The 17,687-nt window shown below is 74.3% G+C and carries 13 protein-coding genes, 1 pseudogene and 1 riboswitch; of the genes and pseudogenes, 6 read left to right on the top strand and 8 right to left on the bottom strand.

Features of this window, described 5'->3' with window-relative positions:
- Positions 1–11: 11 nt before the first annotated feature.
- Entirely contained in the window at positions 12–1,169 is a 1,158-nt protein-coding gene (locus B073_RS0112710; protein ID WP_018538477.1) for an ABC transporter ATP-binding protein, read from the bottom strand.
- Positions 1,170–1,357: 188 nt separating this feature from the next.
- On the opposite strand from B073_RS0112710, the gene B073_RS0112705 reads away from it, so the two are divergent.
- Complete coding sequence (locus B073_RS0112705; RefSeq protein WP_018538476.1) at positions 1,358–2,299, top strand: NADP-dependent oxidoreductase; 942 nt, start codon at positions 1,358–1,360, stop codon at positions 2,297–2,299.
- Between the two features lie 89 nt (positions 2,300–2,388).
- Here B073_RS0112705 and B073_RS39920 read toward each other — a convergent pair whose 3' ends face one another.
- The 3 genes and pseudogenes from B073_RS39920 to B073_RS0112690 all read right to left on the bottom strand — a co-directional run.
- Complete coding sequence (locus B073_RS39920; RefSeq protein WP_018538475.1) at positions 2,389–3,402, bottom strand: hypothetical protein; 1,014 nt, start codon at positions 3,400–3,402, stop codon at positions 2,389–2,391.
- Between the two features lie 118 nt (positions 3,403–3,520).
- Positions 3,521–4,537 carry a cation diffusion facilitator family transporter gene (locus B073_RS0112695; protein ID WP_018538474.1) on the bottom strand — a complete coding sequence of 339 codons (1,017 nt, stop codon included), beginning with the start codon at positions 4,535–4,537 and terminating at the stop codon, positions 3,521–3,523.
- Between the two features lie 258 nt (positions 4,538–4,795).
- Positions 4,796–5,014: pseudogene (locus B073_RS0112690) on the bottom strand (tRNA (adenosine(37)-N6)-threonylcarbamoyltransferase complex transferase subunit TsaD); the annotation flags it as partial.
- A gap of 160 nt (positions 5,015–5,174) precedes the next feature.
- Between B073_RS0112690 and B073_RS0112685 the strand changes: the two are divergent.
- The 3 genes from B073_RS0112685 to B073_RS0112675 all read left to right on the top strand — a co-directional run bounded on the left by B073_RS0112685 (position 5,175) and on the right by B073_RS0112675 (position 7,773).
- Complete coding sequence (locus tag B073_RS0112685; RefSeq protein ID WP_018538472.1) at positions 5,175–6,461, top strand: bifunctional cobalt-precorrin-7 (C(5))-methyltransferase/cobalt-precorrin-6B (C(15))-methyltransferase; 1,287 nt, start codon at positions 5,175–5,177, stop codon at positions 6,459–6,461.
- Positions 6,462–6,484: 23 nt separating this feature from the next.
- The gene (gene cobM / locus B073_RS0112680; RefSeq protein ID WP_018538471.1) at positions 6,485–7,252 is read left to right on the top strand and encodes a precorrin-4 C(11)-methyltransferase; all 768 of its coding nucleotides are present in this window, start codon (positions 6,485–6,487) and stop codon (positions 7,250–7,252) included.
- 143 nt (positions 7,253–7,395) lie between these two features.
- Entirely contained in the window at positions 7,396–7,773 is a 378-nt protein-coding gene (locus B073_RS0112675; protein ID WP_234025069.1) for a hypothetical protein, read from the top strand.
- 327 nt (positions 7,774–8,100) lie between these two features.
- Here the strand turns inward: B073_RS0112675 and B073_RS0112670 are convergent, their stop codons facing one another.
- Positions 8,101–9,264, bottom strand: coding sequence for a cobalt-precorrin-5B (C(1))-methyltransferase (locus B073_RS0112670; RefSeq protein WP_018538469.1), 1,164 nt, complete (start codon positions 9,262–9,264; stop codon positions 8,101–8,103).
- Between the two features lie 17 nt (positions 9,265–9,281).
- Between B073_RS0112670 and B073_RS0112665 the strand changes: the two genes are divergently transcribed.
- Positions 9,282–10,052 (top strand): cobalt-precorrin-6A reductase, encoded by a 771-nt coding sequence (locus B073_RS0112665; RefSeq protein WP_018538468.1) that lies wholly within the window; start codon positions 9,282–9,284, stop codon positions 10,050–10,052.
- A gap of 14 nt (positions 10,053–10,066) precedes the next feature.
- Here the strand turns inward: B073_RS0112665 and B073_RS0112660 are convergent, their stop codons facing one another.
- From B073_RS0112660 to cobG, 3 genes are read right to left on the bottom strand one after another with little or no spacing between them, the layout of a single operon-like run.
- Positions 10,067–11,632, bottom strand: coding sequence for a precorrin-2 C(20)-methyltransferase (locus B073_RS0112660; protein WP_078508000.1), 1,566 nt, complete (start codon positions 11,630–11,632; stop codon positions 10,067–10,069).
- A gap of 2 nt (positions 11,633–11,634) precedes the next feature.
- Positions 11,635–12,267 carry a precorrin-8X methylmutase gene (locus B073_RS0112655; protein WP_018538466.1) on the bottom strand — a complete coding sequence of 211 codons (633 nt, stop codon included), beginning with the start codon at positions 12,265–12,267 and terminating at the stop codon, positions 11,635–11,637.
- Positions 12,264–13,769, bottom strand: coding sequence for a precorrin-3B synthase (cobG, locus tag B073_RS39915; protein ID WP_018538465.1), 1,506 nt, complete (start codon positions 13,767–13,769; stop codon positions 12,264–12,266). The genes B073_RS0112655 and cobG overlap by 4 nt, the downstream gene beginning before the upstream one ends.
- Positions 13,770–13,853: 84 nt before the next feature.
- Positions 13,854–14,006, top strand: a riboswitch (cobalamin riboswitch).
- A 32-nt stretch (positions 14,007–14,038) separates the two neighbouring features.
- Here cobG and cobN point away from each other — a divergent pair.
- Positions 14,039–17,641, top strand: coding sequence for a cobaltochelatase subunit CobN (gene cobN, locus B073_RS0112645; protein ID WP_018538464.1), 3,603 nt, complete (start codon positions 14,039–14,041; stop codon positions 17,639–17,641).
- Positions 17,642–17,687 lie beyond the last annotated feature (46 nt).

The following is a 17,687-nucleotide window of genomic DNA, read 5'->3' as shown; positions in this document are numbered from 1 at the left end:
TGTGTCCCGCCTCATTCCGTCGGGACCGAATCCACCTCCGGCCGCCCCCGCGACACGTCCCGCTGCTCCGGCGCGATGGTGCGGCGCAGCGCCTCGTGCAGAGCCGTCGGGGTCAGCACGCCCAGAAACCGCCGGCCGTCCAGGACCGCGATCCAGCCGGCGTCGTGCTTGAGCATCTCGCTGAACGCCGCCTTGAGGGTCCCGGCCGCCGGGATCCACGCCTCCATCCGCCGGGCGTGGTCGGCAACGGTCCCCCCTGCGCCCGCCAGGCTCTCGGTGCCCACCCAGCCGTGCAGCGCTCCGTCGGCGTCCAGCACCACCGCCCAGCGCGCGCCCTCGGCCCGCAGCCGGGACACCGCGTCCGCGGCCGGCTCGGCGAGCCGGGCGAACGGCGGACGCTCCAGGTCCTCGCGGTCGATGGGGGTGACCGAGAGCTGCTTCAACGCCCGGTCTGCGCCGACGAATTCGGCGACATAGGGAGTGGCGGGGGCGCCGAGCACCCGCGCCGGGGTGTCGAACTGCTCGATCCGGCCGGCACCGTAGACCGCGATCCGGTCGCCGAGCCGGATGGCCTCCTCGATGTCGTGGGTGACCAGCAGCACCGTCTTGTGCATGGTGGCCTGGAGCCGCAGGAACTCCGTCTGGAGGCGGTCCCGGACGACCGGGTCAACGGCACCGAAGGGCTCGTCCATCAGCAGCACCGGTGGATCGGCCGCCAGCGCCCGGGCCACCCCGACCCGCTGGCGCTGCCCGCCGGACAACTGGTCGGGATAGCGCGAACCGTAGACGCCGGGGTCCAGGCCGACCAGGTCCAGGAGTTCGGCGGCCCGCTCGCGCGCCCTGGCCTTCTTCCAACCGGTCAGGAACGGCACGGTCGCGGTGTTGTCGAGGACGGTGCGGTGAGGGAAGAGGCCGGTCTGCTGGATGACATAGCCGATCCGGCGGCGGAGCCGGACCGGATCGACACCGGAGACATCCGCGCCGTCGACGAGGATCCGGCCGCTGGTGGGGTCGATGAGCCGGTTCACCATCATCATGGTCGTCGTCTTGCCGCACCCGGACGGTCCGACGAGGGTGATCAGCTCACCCTCGTCGACCTCGAAGGACAGATCGTCGACGGCGGTGGTCCCGTCGGGGTAGCGCTTGGTGACCGACTCGAACCGGATCATTGCGCCATTGAATCCCGCGGCCCCGCACCGGTCCCGTCATGCGGGCAATCGAGTGGGGAAAGTGAACGGCGACGGGGGCCGTACGAGTTGCTTCCGGGGCACCTCCTCCCGTCCTGCCGCGCCGGGCCCGACCGCCGTGCTTACGATCCACCCGGCCGCCTCCTCGAAAGGGTGGAAGGAAACGCCACATGAGAGCCGTAGCAGTCAACGCCTTCGGTGCAGACCCGCAGCTCATGGAGTTGCCGCAGCCTGAACCGGGGCCCGGCGAGGTCCTGGTGCGGCTGGCCGCCGCCGGGCTCAACCCCGTGGACTGGAAGCTCGCCGACGGCGCGTTCGGGGATGCCGTCCAGGCAGCCTTTCCCCTGGTTCTGGGCACGGACGGGGCGGGCGAAGTGGTCGCGGTCGGCAGCGGCATCCGGCGGTTCACCGTGGGCGACCCGGTGTTCGGCCAGTTCCAGCTCCCGGAGCGGGGCGGTGGTTCGTACGCCGAGTTCGCCGTGGCCAAGGAGGATGCCGTCGCGCTGGCCGCCCGCAGCGTCACCTATGCGACCTCAGCTGCCGTGCCCACGGCCGGGATGACCGCGTACAACCTGGTGGAGGAGACCCGGATCGGCGAGGGCCGGCGGGTGCTGATCGTCGGCGCGACCGGCGGGGTCGGCACCTTCGTCACCCAGCTCGCGGCCGGCCGCGGCGCCGAGGTGATCGCCACCGCCCGCCCGTCCAAGGCGGAGTTGATGCGCACGCTGGGCGCCGCGGAGACCGTCGACCACACCGCGGGCCCGGTCGCGGACCAGGTGCTGTCCGCCCACTCGGACGGGGTGGACGTGCTGATCGACATGACCAGCGACGCCAAGGGGTTCGTCGAGCTGACCCGGACCGTACGGGACGGCGGGGTGGCGGTCTCGTTGATCGGCTCGGCCGATGCCGATGTGCTCACCGAGCACAATCTGCGCGGCTTCAACTTCGTCAATCGCCCCTCCCCGCAGCTCCTGGAGATCCTCGCGGGGCACCTCGACGCGGGCCGCCTCACCGTCCTCGTGGGCCTCGAAGTCCCGCTGGAGGAGGCCCCGGAGGCGCTGGCGGCCAGCCGCACCGGGCGGGCGCAGGGGAAGACCGTCCTGGCGATCTGAGCACGGCCCGCCTCGGCCACCGGGCGGGCCGTTGCCATGGGCCGCCGGCCCGCTGTGCGGGGCATGCCCGCCAGGTCCGCTCCGAGTCGCTACCGGCGCGGCCGGCCGCCGACGGCGCGGTACCGACGGTCCGCGGCCGACCGGCGGCGCAGGCGGTCCGCGGCCGGCGGACCCGCCGCGGCGAGGGCGGCGGTGGCGGCCGCGGCGCCGATCGCCGTCCACACACCGGAGCGCAAGGGGGCGGTCAGGGCGGCCGTGTAGGCGTCGGCGGCCGGACGGGAGACCGCGGCGGGCAGCGCGTCCAGGAGCCGGCTGCGGACCGACGCCAGGGCCGCCGCCAGAAGGGCACAGGCCACCGCGCAGCCGGCCGCGGTGCGGATCAGCGCCCGCCGCCGGCGTCGGCTCAGCAGCAGGCCGCCCAGGAGGCAGAGCGCGGAGGCGGGCGGCAGCAGCAGCGCTCCGCGGCGCGCAGCCTGGAAGCCGGCCCGGAGCCGGGGCACCTCGGGGGACTTCAGCAGGACGATCGAGACGCCGGTGGGCGGCACCTTGCGGACGATGTCGAGGCCCAGCCCGTTGCCGGACAACTGGTGCCGGACCTGCTCGATGACAGGGGAGAGGTCGAGGGTGACGGGGGCGTCGCCGGATGCCGCCAGCGTGCCGTCCAGGGCCCGGTGGGCGGTGCGGTGCACCCCGGTCCAGACGGTGGGGAAGGTCCGGCCGGTGACGACCTGACGGACCTGTTTGTCGACGAACTCGCGGATGCCACGGCTGAACTTCCGCCGCAGCGCGGGTCGTTCGGCGCGGGGGACCGCCTTGAGCAGGCCGTCGAGCCGGACATGGGGCATCACGCCGTTGGTGACGTCGTCGACGATGGCTTTCTGGACGGCGGGGTCCCGGGCGAGCGGGGCGACGGCGGCCACATAGCGGTCGGTGTCGGTGAGTTCGGTGCGGGCCCAGACGGTGACGAGGCTCAGCGGCAGCAGCAGCGTTCCGAGTACCAGCAGTGCTGCACCGGCCGGCGGGCGGCCGCGGCGCCTGCGTCGGGGCGGGCAGCGTGCCGGCGCCGGCCGGCCGTCTGCGCGTGCGGGTGCACTCGCTGACATGCGTCCCGGTCCCTCCTGAAAGCGGCGATGGCTGCCACGCTCCAGGCAAGTCGGTACGGCGGCCGGGCGCGAGCGGGGCCGGTTCCAACGGGTGACCGGCGGCCCGGCGGCGGGCGGGTCAGTGGCGGTGCGGGCCCGGCCGGTGCACGGGGCCGTGGGAGTCGTCGCAGTGGCCGCCGGAGGGCTGTTCGGGACCGGGACCGGGGCCGAGCGTCAGCACCTCGTCCTCGTCCTGTTCGCCGAGGTGGTCGACCTGGAGGGTGGCATGGGTGATGCCGTACTCGCCGCGCAGCAGCTCCTGGAGGTTGCGGCGGACCTTGTGGCAGTCGCCGCCCGGCGCGACCAGGATGTGCGCGGACAGCGCGGGCTGCCCCGAGGTGATCTGCCAGATGTGCAGGTCGTGCACCTCGACGACCTGGTCGGCGGCGACGAGATGGTCGCCCAGTGCGTCCGGGTCGATCCCGGCGGGCGCGGCCTCCATGAAGATCCGCCCGGACTCCCGCACCAACCCCGTACCGGCCTTCAGCATCAGCGCGACGACGACGAGCGAGGCGATCGCGTCGGCCCGCTCGAAGCCCGTGGTCAGCACGATGAAGCCGGAGATCGCGGTGGCGATGAAGCCGAACAGATCGGTGAGGATGTGCTGGTAGGCGCCCTCGACGTTCAGGCTGGAGCGGTTCGCCTTCGACAGGAACCAGGTGCAGATCAGATTGATCACGACACCGGACAGCGCGGTGATCACCACCAGCCCGCCGGTGACCGCGGGCGGGGAGATCAGTCGCTGCACCGCCTCGTAGGCCAGCCAGACGGAGAGCACCAGCAGCGTGATGCCGTTGGCCTGCGCGGAGAGGATCTCGGCGCGCTTGAGGCCGTAGGTGTAGCCGCCCCGCGCGGGCTTCGCGGCCAGCCGCATCGCGACCAGGGCCAGCACGATCGAGACCGCGTCGGTGAGCATATGGGCGGCGTCCGAGATCAGCGCCAGCGACTGGGCCAGGACACCGATGACGACCTCGACCGCCATGTAGGCGGTGAGCAGGATGAGCGCGGCCCGCAGCCAGCGCCGGTCGGCGTCCGGGGACACGGCATGGGTGTGGTTGTGCGCATGGCTGTGCCCACTGTGGGCGTGCTCGGTCATGGGCGCGCTCCTTTCCGGCTCCACCTTGCTCCTCGCAGCGAAGCAAACCGCACTTCGGCAAAAGATCCAAAGGCTGCACCGGTGACCGTTGTCATTACCGTCCAACGGGCTATCGCGCCTGGTCAGAGAGGTGCGGGTGCGAAGCGTACGGACCGGATCGGCCGGGCCAGTCGGGCCGGTCGGGCGCCCCACCCGTCGTTTCACGTGAAACGACGGGTTTCACGTGGAACAGGGCCGGGTGCCCGACGTCCTCAGGCGGCCCGTGGTGAGCGGGTGAGGAAAGTGGGCAGCGCGCGGATCCCCCTCGCGCGCTGCCCGGTCAATGGCCGTACCGCCGGGGTACGGCAGTCCGAAGTCCCGCGGGACCTTGTCGAGGCACTCGCCGGCGGTGTCGCCCAGGGTGTCGGCGGCGATGTGCTCGGCCGGGTGGTGCACGCCGTACAGCGGCTGCCCCGGACAGTAATAGCAACCAGGCGCAAACCATGCGCAAGAGGGCCGGGGCGGGCGCACCGGGACGTGCCGGGGCACGCGGCCCTCCCCGGGACCCGGGGCCGCACGGCCGGTCAGTAGAGTTCGGCACCCGTCCCCCGGACGCTCCGACCTCCGTTTCGTCCCTTCGCGCCCCGAGGTGCCCGCCGTGACTCCCCCGCTTCCGCTCTCCGTCGTAGGTATCGGGGCCGACGGCTGGGACGGGCTGTCGCCGGCCGCGCGGCGGGAGCTGGGCGCGGCCGAGGTGCTGATCGGCGGGGCACGGCAGTTGGCGCTGCTGCCCGCGGAGTGCGTGGGCGAACGGGTGCCGTGGCCCTCGCCCCTGCGACCGGCCGTGCCCGGGCTGCTCGCCGCGCACGCCGGACGGCGGGTGTGTGTGCTGGCCAGTGGGGACCCGATGTTCCACGGGATCGGGCGGACGCTGACCGAGGTGATGGCGGCGGACGCCGCGGTGCGGCGGCCGCTGCGGGTGGTACCGCATCCGTCCTCCGTGGCGTACGCCTGCGCCCGGCTGGGCTGGGCCGTTGAGGACACCGAGGTCGTCACGCTCGTCGGGCGGCCCGCGGAGAACCTGGTGCGGGCGCTGTACGACAGGCGGCGGGTGCTGGTGCTGTCGGCCGGCGCCGGGACGCCCGCCGAGGTGGCGGGGCTGCTGCGGGACCGCGGCTTCGGGCCGAGCCGGATGCGGGTACTGGAACAACTCGGCGGCGCACGCGAGCGGATCGCCGAGGGCACCGCGGCGGGCTGGGACGTGCCGCCCGGCGACCCGCTCAACGTGATCGCGCTGGACTGCGTCCGGGCGCCGGACGCGCTGAGGCTGCCGGTCGTGCCCGGCCTCCCCGACGACGCCTACGAGCACGACGGCCAGCTGACCAAGCGTCATGTCAGGGCCGCCACGCTGGCCGCGCTCGCCCCCGGGCCCGGCGAACTCCTCTGGGACATCGGCGGCGGCTCCGGCTCCATCGCCGTCGAATGGCTGCGCGCGCACCGCAGTTGCCGGGCGGTCAGTGTCGAACGGGACGCCGAGCGGGCGGCCCGGATCGGCCGCAACGCGCGGGCGCTCGGCGTGCCGGCGCTGCGTGTGGTGCACGGCGCCGCGCCCGCCGCGCTGGCCGGACTGCCGACGCCGGACGCGGTGTTCATCGGCGGCGGCCTGACCGCCCCCGGGCTGCTGGACGCCTGCTGGGACGCGCTGCCCCCGGGCGGCCGGCTCGTCGCGAACACCGTGACGCTGGAGTCGGAGGCGCTGCTGACCGAGCGGTACCGGCGCCATGGCGGCGAGTTGGTGCGGCTCGCGGTCGCCCACGCGGTGCCGGTCGGCGGCTTCACGGGCTGGCGGCAGGCCATGCCCGTCACCCAGTGGTCGGCGGTGAAGCCCGCACGGCGCGGCCCGCAGGAGGACGCCGCGCCGACCCGCTCCCAGGACCCCTCGTAACCCCTCCCAGGAGACCGACAGCCATGACCGTCTACTTCATCGGCGCGGGCCCCGGCGCCGCCGACCTGATCACCCTGCGCGGCGCCCGCACCCTCGCCGCCTGCGGGGTGTGCCTCTATGCGGGCAGCTTGGTGCCGCGTGAACTGCTCGCCGAGTGCCCGCCGGGGGCCCGGCTGGTCGACACCGCGCAGCTGGACCTGGACGCGATCACGGCGGAGCTGGTCCGGGCCCACGACGAGGGCCAGGACGTCGCCCGGCTGCACTCCGGCGACCCGTCCGTCTTCAGCGCGGTGGCCGAGCAGATGCGCCGTCTGGACGCGGCGGGGGTGCCGTACGAGGTCGTGCCCGGTGTGCCCGCGTTCGCCGCGGCGGCGGCCGCCCTCAAGCGCGAACTGACGGTGCCCACCGTCGGGCAGACGGTCATCCTCACCCGTGTCGCGCAGCGCGCGACGCCGATGCCTGACGGTGAGGATCTGGCCACCCTGGGCCGCAGTGGCGCGCTGCTGGTGCTGCACCTCGCCGCGATGTACGTGGACCGGATCGTGGACGAACTGCTGCCGCACTACGGCGCCGACTGCCCGGCCGCGGTCGTGGCGATGGCCTCCCGTCCCGACGAACTCGTCCTGCGTGGCACGCTCGGTGACATCGCCGCTCAGGTGAAGGCCGCGGGCGTGGTGCGGACCGCGGTGATCATGGTCGGCCGCACGCTGGGCGCCGAGCAGTTCCGCGACAGCCACCTCTACTCGCCGGAGCGCGAGCGGCCGCACGCACCGTGCGACGGCGGTGCCTGAGAGGCCGTCAATGTCGGCGTGCACTGGGCCTGTCCGGCTGAATTGTATGACCGCATCGGGGTGAAAGTCCGTTTTTCTGATCCCGGAGGCCGGTAAGGAAGCTGCGACACACATGGGGGGCCGACGCAAAGGAGCACGCCAGGATGCGTACCAGAATGGCCGCCACCGCGGTGGTCGCCGCGACCGTGCTGACCCTCACCGGCAGCACCGTCGCCAGCGCCAGCGGCAAGGACACCCCGCGCCGCTCGAAGGACAGCCCCATCAAGATGGCCGCCTGTGCCCTGGGCAGCGCGCTGGGCGCGCTGACCGGCGGGGACGACAGCTGCCTGCGCGACCGGATGGAACGCGCCCGCAGGGAGGCGCGTCGCGAGGCGATGGAGCGCGAGGGCCTCACCGAGCACCGGAGGGCCCACCGTGCCGAAGGTGCCGAGGACATGGGGCGTGCCGACGACATGGGCCGCCAGGACGAGATGGGGCGCGAGGAGGGGATGAACCGCGGCGAGTATCTGCCGCGGATGTGACGACGGGTGGCACGGCAGGGCGTCGGATCCCGGCTGTTCGGCGGGGCGCGTTTCACGTGAAACATCCGACGCCGGTCGCGCCAGGGCCTGTCGTCGCCCTCCCGTCGACCGTCCGAAGGGCGTGCAGGGCGCCGAACGCCAGGCGGGCGCCTGACGACAGGCCCTAGGGCGCTTCTGACGGATCTCCGCGGCGTCACGGCGCCTGGCACGCACTCTCGCAGCGTTGCCGAAATGTCTCCATAGCTCCGCTATGAAGCCATCCCGGCGCCTTGCGAGAGCACGCACCAGACGCCGCTCCTTCCTCCACGGAGATCCGTCAGAAGCGCCCTAGCTCGCCGGCCCCCGTGGCTCTGCTCGTCCCACCACCAGTCCCGCCCGGTCGATGCAGATGACGTCGACCGCGACCGGAGCTCCTCGCAGCACGGCCAGGGATGCGTCCCGGGCCGTGACCGCCACCAGGTCGCCGAGCGGAACGCCGGCCGCCGCGCACAACTGGAGTGCGGCGAGGCCGGTGTTCGCCTCGGCCACCGCCTGCGCCAGCGTCTCGTCGGCGCCGCCCTGCCGGGCCAGTTCGGCCAGGAAGCCCTTGTCCACCTGGGACCGTGCCGAGTGCAGATCCAGGTGTCCGGCCGCCAGTTTGGACAGCTTGGCGAAACCGCCGCAGATCGTCAGCCGGTCGACGGGATGGCGGCGGATGTACTTGAGCACCGCCCCCGCGAAGTCCCCCATGTCCAGCAGGGCGTCTTCGGGCAGGTGGTGCAGCGCGACGACGACCTTTTCCGACGTCGAGCCCGTGCATCCCGCGACATGCCGCCGGCCGGCGGCGCGTGCCACGTCCACCCCGCGCCGGATCGAGTCGATCCACGCGGAGCAGGAGTACGGCACGACGATCCCGGTCGTCCCCAGGATCGACAGGCCGCCCAGGATGCCGAGGCGCGGATTCCAGGTGCTGCGCGCGATCTCCTCGCCGTGATCGACCGAGACCTCGATCTCGACGTCTGCGGTCGCCCCGCCGCCCCTGTGCGCCTGCGCGACGTGCGTCAGATGCTCCCGGATCATCTGCCGGGGGACGGGGTTGATGGCCGGTTCGCCGACGTCCAGCGGCAGTCCGGGGCGGGTGACCGTCCCCACGCCGGGCCCCGCCCTGAACATCACTCCGCTCCCGGCCGGCAGCGCCCGTACCGTGGCCCGCACCAGTGCCCCGTGCGTCACATCGGGATCGTCACCGGCGTCCTTCACCACCCCGGCCATGGCGGTGGCCGGTCCCGCCCCGGCGGTGGTCAGTTCCTCCACCGCGAGCGCGAAGGACGGCGTCTGCCCCTTCGGCAGCGTGATCGTCACCGGGTCCGGGAACTCCCCGCTCAGGAGCGCCGTGTACGCGGCCGTGCCGGCCGCCGTGGCGCAGGCGCCGGTCGTCCACCCGTGCCGCAGCCCGGTGTGCGCGAGCTGGGCGCTCCGCCCTCCCGTACCCTTCGGTTGCGCTTCACCCACGGAGGAACCCGCCGCTCATGCCGTCTTCACCCGTCCACGACCCCGTCCGCCATCTGCTGGTCCTCGGCGGCACCACGGAGGCCCGACGGCTGGCCGCGGCCCTGGCCGAGGAGCCCGGGGTGCGGGTGACGTCCTCGCTGGCCGGCCGGGTGGCGGCGCCGCGGCTGCCCGCCGGGGAGGTGCGCATCGGCGGGTTCGGCGGCCCCGAGGGCCTCGCCCGCTGGCTGCGCGAGCACGCGGTGGACGCGCTCATCGACGCCACCCATCCTTTCGCCGGGACGATCAGTTTCCACGCGGCCCAGGCCGCCGCCACCGCCCATGTTCCCCTGCTGGCCCTCCGCCGGCCCGGCTGGGTCGCACGACCCGGTGACGTCTGGCACCCGGTTCCCTCGCTCGACGCGGCCGCCACGGCCCTGCCCGCGCTCGGCAGCCGGGTCTTCCTCACCACCGGCCGGATGGGCCTGGCCCACTTCGCCCATCTCACGGACCTGTGGTTCCTGGTCCGCTCGGTGGACGCCCCCGAGCCCCCGCACCCGCCCCGGATGACCACCGTCCTGGACCGCGGCCCGTTCACCCTCGACGGCGAACGGGAGCTGCTGCGCCGCCACCGCATCGACGTCCTGGTGACCAAAGACAGCGGCGCCGCGGCGACCGCCCCCAAGCTGGCCGCCGCGCGGGAGGCCGGGGTGCCCGTGGTGGTCGTCCAGCGGCCGCCGGTCCCCGAGGGCGTCCCGGTGGCCGACGAGCCGGGCGCGGCCGTGGACTGGGTGCGGGCGCTCCTCGGCTGACGCCGCACGGGCCGTCAGCGTTCCGGGTACCTCCGCGGCGTCCAGACCGTCTCCGTTCCGTCGTCGCGCCGCACCCGCCGGGTCAGGGACGAGCCGACGAGCAGGATCGTGCGCATGTCGACCTGGGCGGGATCGAGGTCGATGAGCGGGACGGTGCGCAGTGACTCCTCGGGGCCGCCGATGTCGCGGGCGAGCATGACCGGGGTGTCCGGTGCGCGGTGTTCCAGGAGGACGTCCCGGGCCTTGCCGACCTGCCAGGTGCGGCTGCGGGAACCGGGGTTGTAGAGCGCCAGCGCCAGGTCGGCGGAGGCCGCGGCGCGCAGCCGCTCGGCGATCACCTCCCAGGGCTTGAGCCGGTCGGAGAGCGAGATCACCGCATAGTCGTGGCCCAGCGGCGCACCGGCCCGGGCGGCGGCGGCGTTGGCGGCCGTGACGCCCGGCAGGACCCGTACCGGCACGGCCCGGTAGGGCTCCTCCGACGCCACTTCGAGGACCGCGGTGGCCATGGCGAAGATGCCGGGATCACCGCCGGAGACCACCGCGACCCGGCGGCCGCGGCGGGCCAACTCCAGGGCGAACTCGGCGCGTTCGGACTCGACCTTGTTGTCCGAGGGGTGCCGGCGCTGGCCCGGCCGCACCGGGACGCGGTCCAGGTACGTGGTGTAGCCGACGAGGTCGTCGGCGGCGGCCAGCGCGCCGCGGGACTCCGGGGTGAGCCAGCGCGGACCGGCCGGCCCGGTGCCGACCACGACCACTTCACCGTGCTCGTCGGCGGCCGGCTCCGGCTCCCCGGCGGCGGAGGCGATGCGGCTCGGCACGACGGCGACGGAGAAGTACGGCACGGTGTCGGCGTCGACGTCGGCCAGCGCGCCGGTGCGCTCCCCGGCCATGGTGGCGCGCTCGACATAGCGGGCCTCCGCCATCCGGCCGGAGCGCTCCAGGGCCCGGCGGACGCTGGGGAAGGTGCGCCCCAGCTTCATCACGACCGCGGAGTCGGCGGCGCTCAGACGCGCCGTCAGCTCCTCCTCGGGCAGGGTGCCGGGGAGGACGGTCAGCACCTCGTCGGCCTCGGTGAGCGGGGTGCCCAGGCGGGCCGCGGCGGCGCTGACGGAAGTGACGCCGGGCACGACCTCGGTCGGGTAGCGGTGCGCCAGCCGCTTGTGCATGTGCTGGTAGGAGCCGTAGAAGAACGGATCGCCCTCGGAGATCACCGCGACGGTGCGGCCGGCGTCGAGATGGGCGGCCAGCCGCGCCGCCGCCGCCTCGTAGAACTCGTCGAGAGCCCCGCGGTAGCCGCCGGGGTGGTCGGTCGACTCGGTGGTGACCGGGTAGACGAGGGCTTCCTCGATGTGGTCCGGGCGGATGTGCCCGGCGGCGATGGACCGTGCGATGGAGCGTCCGTGCCGGGCGCTGTGGTACGCCACCACATCCGCCCCGGCGATGATCTCCACCGCCCGCACGGTCATCAGGGACGGGTCGCCGGGGCCGAGGCCGACGCCGTAGAGGCGGCCGGTGGACCGCTCCGGGGAGGGCGCGGCCGGCTGGTCCGCCGCACCGCTGCTGGCCTGCTGCTCGCTCACGCTCACTCTTCCTCGCTCGCCAGGGCGTTGATCGCGGCGGCGGCCATGGCACTGCCGCCGCGCCGCCCGCGCACCACGATGTGGTCCAGCTTCGACCGGTGGTCGATCAGCGCGTCCTTGGACTCGGCCGCGCCTATGAAACCGACGGGGATACCGAGGACCGCGGCGGGCCGCGGCGCGCCTTCCTCGATCATTTCCAGGAACCGGAAGAGTGCGGTGGGGGCATTGCCGAAGGCGACCACGGCGCCCTCCATGCGGTCCCGCCACAGTTCGAGGGCGGCGGCGCTGCGGGTGGTGCCCATCCGCGCGGCCAGCTCCGGGACGGACGGATCGCCGAGAGTGCACAGCACCTCGTTGTCGGCGGGCAGCCGCTTCCGGGTCACTCCGCTGGCCACCATGGTGGCGTCGCACAGGATCGGTGCGCCGGCGCGCAGCGCGGCACGGGCACTCGCCACCACCCCCGGGGTGAAGGCCAGGTCGCGGACGAGATCGACCATGCCGCAGGCGTGGATCATCCGGACCGCGACCCGGCTGACGTCGGCGGGCAGGCCGGAGAGGTCCGCCTCGGCGCGGATGGTGGCGAAGGACTGGCGGTAGATCGCCGCCCCGTCCTTTTCGTAGTCGAACGCGGTCACTGGGGCCTCGGGTTGGTGGGTTGAGGGGTGGAAGGAGAGGGAGCGGGGGCAGACGGCGGAGCGCCGGGCGGGGGCGGTGTTTCACGTGAAACCGGCGCCGGTGCGGCCGTTTCACGTGAAACGGTTCCGGCCCGGGGTGTTTCACGTGAAACCGGCGGTGGTGGAGGGCAGTTGGGGCCTACGGCGGTGGTGCGGTAGCCCTCGGCCGTCGCCAGCGCATCGATCCAGGCGCCATGCGGATGGCCGCAGCGCCGTTCGCAGCCCGACCAGTGGACGGGTAGCCCGACGGGCACTTCGGAGCCGTCCGCCGGGACGGGCCGGCCCGCGGAGAGCGCGGCGGCCGCATCGCTCCGCACGTCCCGGCGGGACTTGGCGCAGCCGGGCAGGCCCGTGCAGGCGGTGACCCGGCGCCAGGGGGAGTCGGGGTCGGTGACCAGTCCGGCGGCGGCGAGGTCGGTCAGCCGCCGGGCGGCCAGGGCGGTGGGCAGGCCGGGGACGACGATGCCGCGCCAGGGCGTGAGGCGCAGCGCGCCGTGGCCGTCGTCGTCGGCGATCCCGGCCAGCAGCCGCCACTGGGCCACGGACAGACGGCCGAGCGGCGCCAGGACCACGATGGCGCGGCGGCCGTCGGGCCCCTCGACCGCGCCGGGGGCGGTGGCATCGGCGTACGGCACGACCGGACCCGGGTCGGAGGGGTCCGCGTACTCCGCGGTGATGCCCGCGGCCCGCAGCGCGCGCGCCACTTCCCGGGCGGTCAGCGGCCGCGCGGCGGGCAGTTCGCGGACCCGCCAGGCACCGTTGCCGCGCTCCGCGGCGGCGGCCAGGAAGACCTCGGCGGCCGTCAGCGCCGCCCGCGGGACGTCGTCCGCCGCGATCCGCAGCACCGCCCGCTCGTCGCCGACCCGCAGCAGCGCCCCGTACCCGGACGCGGCGCCCGGCGCATACGCGGTGTCCGCCGGGGCCCGCCGGGCGGATTCTGCGAGCAAGGTCACATCGCCGCCCAGGCCCGCCACATCGCCCCGTCCGTCGTCCAGGACGAACAGGAAACGGCCCGAGAGCGCCCTCGCCGGCTCGCTCGCGCACAGCAGCGCGTCCAGGCTCCGGGCCCACAACCGCACGTCGGAGGGGGTGTGCCGGTCCAGCCCTGCCAGCGGCGAGGCCAGCACATTGCGGATCCGCTCATGGCGGACGGACGGCAGCAGCCCGGCGTCGGCGAGCAGAGCGGTCAGATCCTGCCCGCAGTCGTCGGGCAGACCGCGGAGTTCGACGTTGCCGCGGGAGGTGAGCGAGAGACGGCCGTCGCCGAGGCGGTCCGCGGCGTCCGCCAGCGCGTGGGCCTGGCGCACCGTCAAGTCCCCGGCGGGCAGCCGCACTCGGGCCAGGCTGCCGTCGGCGGCGGAGTGCAGCCGCAGCGCTCCCGGGCAGGCGTCACCGCGGTCCCGTACCGGCGGTCCGGGCCGGTCGGGGCGGGGTGCGGGGGTGGGCGGCATGGCGGCGAGCATACCTACGTCGGCGGTGCCCGGAACGGGGGGCGAGGCGTCGTGCGGGGCAGCTGCCAAGGCCCGCTCCCGCGGCCCGGCGGCAGCCCTTACTATGCAGGTCGGCGAGTCGGCTGACCCGCCGGACGCCAGCGACGGCGCCAAGGGAGGAAGCCCGGTGAGAATCCGGCGCGGTCCCGCCACTGTGAACCCGGCCACCACCGGGTGAGCCAGGAACTCCCGCCGTCCATACGACCACCCGGGGCGTGGACACCCCGAGGAAGGGCTGCGCCGTGATTCTGCTGCTGTCGACCTCCGACACCGACCTGCTCAGCGCACGAGCGGCCACCGGCCCCGTGCCGTACCGGCTCGCCAACCCCGCCCGCCTCGACGTCGCCGAACTCCCCGGACTGCTGGAGGACACCGACCTCGTCGTCGTCCGCCTCCTCGGCGGCCTCCGCGCCTGGGAGGACGGCCTGGACGTGCTGCTGGCCGCGGACCAGCACCGCCCGGTCGTCGTGCTCACCGGCGAACAGGCCCCCGACGCCCAGCTCATGGAGGCGTCCACGGTCCCCGTCGGCACCGCCGCCGAGGCGCACGCCTACCTCGCACACGGCGGCCCGGCCAACCTCTCCCAGCTGGCCCGCTTCCTCAGCGACACCGTCCTGCTCACCGGCCACGGCTTCGAGCCGCCCGCGGCCGCGCCGTCCTGGGGCCCGCTGGAGCGCGCCGCGACGGAGGCGGCCGGCCCGACGGTGGCGGTGCTCTACTACCGCGCCCACCACATGAGCGGCAACACCCGCTTCGTCCACGACCTGTGCGACCAGATCGAGCGCGCCGGTGGCCGCCCGCTGCCGCGGTACGTCGCCTCGCTGCGGTCCCCCGAGCCGGAGCTGATCGAGGAGCTGCGCGCGGCCGACGCCATCGTCACCACCGTGCTCGCCGCGGGCGGCACCAGGCCCGCCGAGGCGTCCGCCGGCGGCGACGAGGAGTCCTGGGACGCGGGGGCGCTGGCCGCCCTGGACGTGCCGATCCTCCAGGCGCTCTGCCTGACCGGTTCGCGCGCCGCCTGGGAGGAGAACGACGAGGGCCTCTCCCCGCTCGACGCCGCCTCGCAGATCGCCGTGCCGGAGTTCGACGGGCGGCTGATCACCGTGCCGTTCTCCTTCAAGGAGATCGACGCGGACGGCCTCCCGGTCTACGTCGCCGACGCCGAGCGGGCCGCCCGGGTCGCCGGGATCGCCGTCCGGCACGCCCGGCTCCGGCACATCCCGGCCGCCGAGAAGCGGCTGGCGCTGGTGCTCTCCGCCTACCCCACCAAGCACTCCCGGATCGGCAACGCGGTCGGCCTGGACACCCCGGCCAGCGCCGTCGAGCTGCTGCGCCGCCTCCAAGCCGAGGGCTACGACTTCGGCGACGAGCCGGTGCCCGGCCTCGCGTCCGGCGACGGCGACGAGCTGATCTACGCCCTCATCGAGGCCGGCGGCCACGACCAGGAATGGCTGACCGAGGAGCAGTTGGCCCGCAACCCGGTCCGCATCCCCGCCGCCGACTACCGCCGCTGGTACGCCACGCTGCCGCAGGAACTGCGCGAGTCCGTCGAGGCGCACTGGGGCCCGCCGCCCGGCGAGATGTTCGTCGACCGCAGCCGGAACCCCGAGGGCGACATCGTGCTGGCCGCCCTGCGCCGCGGCAATCTGCTGATCCTCATCCAGCCGCCGCGCGGCTTCGGCGAGAACCCGATCGCGATCTACCACGACCCCGATCTGCCGCCGTCCCACCACTACTTGGCGGCCTACCGCTGGATCGCCGCGCCCGCCGCCGACGGCGGGTTCGGCGCCGATGCCATGGTCCACCTCGGCAAGCACGGCAACCTGGAGTGGCTGCCCGGCAAGAACGCCGGACTCTCCGCCGCCTGCGGCCCGGACGCGGCGCTCGGCGACCTCCCGCTCGTCTACCCGTTCCTGGTCAACGACCCGGGCGAGGGCACCCAGGCCAAGCGCCGGGTGCACGCCACCCTCGTCGACCACCTCGTCCCGCCGATGGCCCGCGCCGACTCCTACGGCGACATCGCGCGCCTGGAGCAGCTGCTCGACGAGTACGCCGCGATCTCCTCGATGGACCCGGCCAAACTGCCCGCCATCCGCGCGCAGATCTGGACCCTCATCCAGGCCGCCAAGCTCGACCACGACCTGGGCCTGGAGGAGCGCCCCGACGACGACGGCTTCGACGACTTCCTGCTGCACGTCGACGGCTGGCTCTGCGAGGTCAAGGACGCGCAGATCCGCGACGGCCTGCACGTGCTGGGCGCCGCTCCGGCCGGTGAGGCCCGGGTCAACCTCGTCCTGGCCATCCTGCGCGCCCGGCAGATCTGGGGCGGCACCGCCGCACTGCCCGGACTCCGGGAGGCGCTCGGCCTGGACGAGTCCGCCGCGACCCGCACCGCCGCCGACGACGCCGAGGCCGTGGCCCGCGGCCTCGTCCAGGCCATGGAGGACGCGGACTGGGACCCCACCGCGGTGGCCCGGGTCGCCGCGGGGCACCCGGCGGCGGTCGCCGACATCCTCGACTTCGCCGCCCGGCAGGTCGTCCCGCGGCTGGCCGCCACCACCGACGAACTCGACCACGCCCTGCACGCCCTGAACGGCGGCTTCGTCCCGGCCGGCCCGTCCGGCTCGCCGCTGCGTGGCCTGGTCAACGTCCTGCCGACCGGCCGCAACTTCTACTCCGTCGACCCCAAGGCCGTGCCGTCGCGGCTCGCCTGGGAGACCGGGCAGGCGCTCGCCGACTCGCTGCTCGACCGCTACCGCGACGACAACGGCGACTGGCCGGAGTCGGTGGGCCTGTCCCTGTGGGGCACCAGCGCGATGCGCACCTCCGGCGACGACGTCGCGGAGGCGCTGGCGCTGCTGGGCGTCCGCCCCGTGTGGGACGACGCCTCGCGCCGGGTGACGGGCCTGGAGGCCATCTCGCTCGACGAGCTGGGCCGCCCCCGCATCGATGTCACCCTGCGCATCAGCGGCTTCTTCCGCGACGCGTTCCCGCACGTCATCGGGCTGCTCGACGACGCGGTCCGGCTCGCCGCCGGTCTCGACGAGCCGGCCGACCGCAACTTCGTCCGGGCCCACGCCCAGGCGGACCTCGCCGCGCACGGCGACGAACGCCGCGCCACCACCCGGATCTTCGGCTCCCGCCCCGGCACGTACGGCGCGGGCCTGCTCCAGCTCATCGACTCCCGCGACTGGCGCACCGACGCCGACCTCGCCGAGGTCTACACCGTCTGGGGCGGCTACGCCTACGGGCGCGGGCTGGAGGGCCGCCCGGCCCGTGAGGAGATGGAGACCGCCTACCAGCGCATCGCGGTGGCCGCCAAGAACACCGACACCCGCGAACACGACATCGCCGACTCCGACGACTACTTCCAGTACCACGGCGGCATGGTCGCCACCGTCAAGGCGCTCAAGGGCAAGGCCCCCGAGGCGTACATCGGCGACTCGACCCGCCCCGAGACCGTCCGCACCAGGACGCTGGTGGAGGAGACCTCCCGGGTCTTCCGGGCCCGTGTGGTCAACCCCCGCTGGATCGAGGCGATGCGCCGCCACGGCTACAAGGGCGCCTTTGAACTCGCCGCCACCGTGGACTACTTGTTCGGTTACGACGCCACGACCGGTGTCGTCGCCGACTGGATGTACGACAAGCTCGCCCAGACCTATGTCCTCGACCCGGAGAACCGCGCGTTCCTCCAGGAGGCCAACCCCTGGGCGCTGCACGGCATCGCCGAACGCCTCCTGGAGGCGGAGTCCCGCGGCATGTGGGAGAAGCCGGACGCCGAGACGCTGGCGGCGCTGCGGGAGGCGTTCCTGGAGACCGAGGGCGAGCTGGAGGGCGAGGACTGAGCGGCGCGAAGAGCGCGCGGTGGGGCGGTGTTTCACGTGAAACACC

The organism is Streptomyces sp. MspMP-M5, assembly GCF_000373585.1.
Lineage (GTDB): Bacteria > Actinomycetota > Actinomycetes > Streptomycetales > Streptomycetaceae > Streptomyces.
The sequence above is the reverse complement of the archived record's forward strand: the minus strand, read 5'-3'. Positions and strand labels throughout refer to the sequence as shown.

Excerpts from the sequence above, each read along its gene's own strand:
- B073_RS0112710 (WP_018538477.1), bottom strand. The coding sequence starts at position 1,169 with ATGATCCGGTTCGAGTCGGTCACCAAGCGCTACCCCGACGGGACCACC.
- B073_RS0112705 (WP_018538476.1), top strand. The coding sequence starts at position 1,358 with ATGAGAGCCGTAGCAGTCAACGCCTTCGGTGCAGACCCGCAGCTCATG.
- B073_RS39920 (WP_018538475.1), bottom strand. The coding sequence starts at position 3,402 with ATGTCAGCGAGTGCACCCGCACGCGCAGACGGCCGGCCGGCGCCGGCA.
- B073_RS0112695 (WP_018538474.1), bottom strand. The coding sequence starts at position 4,537 with ATGACCGAGCACGCCCACAGTGGGCACAGCCATGCGCACAACCACACC.
- cobM (WP_018538471.1), top strand. The coding sequence starts at position 6,485 with ATGACCGTCTACTTCATCGGCGCGGGCCCCGGCGCCGCCGACCTGATC.
- B073_RS0112675 (WP_234025069.1), top strand. The coding sequence starts at position 7,396 with ATGCGTACCAGAATGGCCGCCACCGCGGTGGTCGCCGCGACCGTGCTG.
- B073_RS0112665 (WP_018538468.1), top strand. The coding sequence starts at position 9,282 with ATGCCGTCTTCACCCGTCCACGACCCCGTCCGCCATCTGCTGGTCCTC.
- cobG (WP_018538465.1), bottom strand. The coding sequence starts at position 13,769 with ATGCTCGCCGCCATGCCGCCCACCCCCGCACCCCGCCCCGACCGGCCC.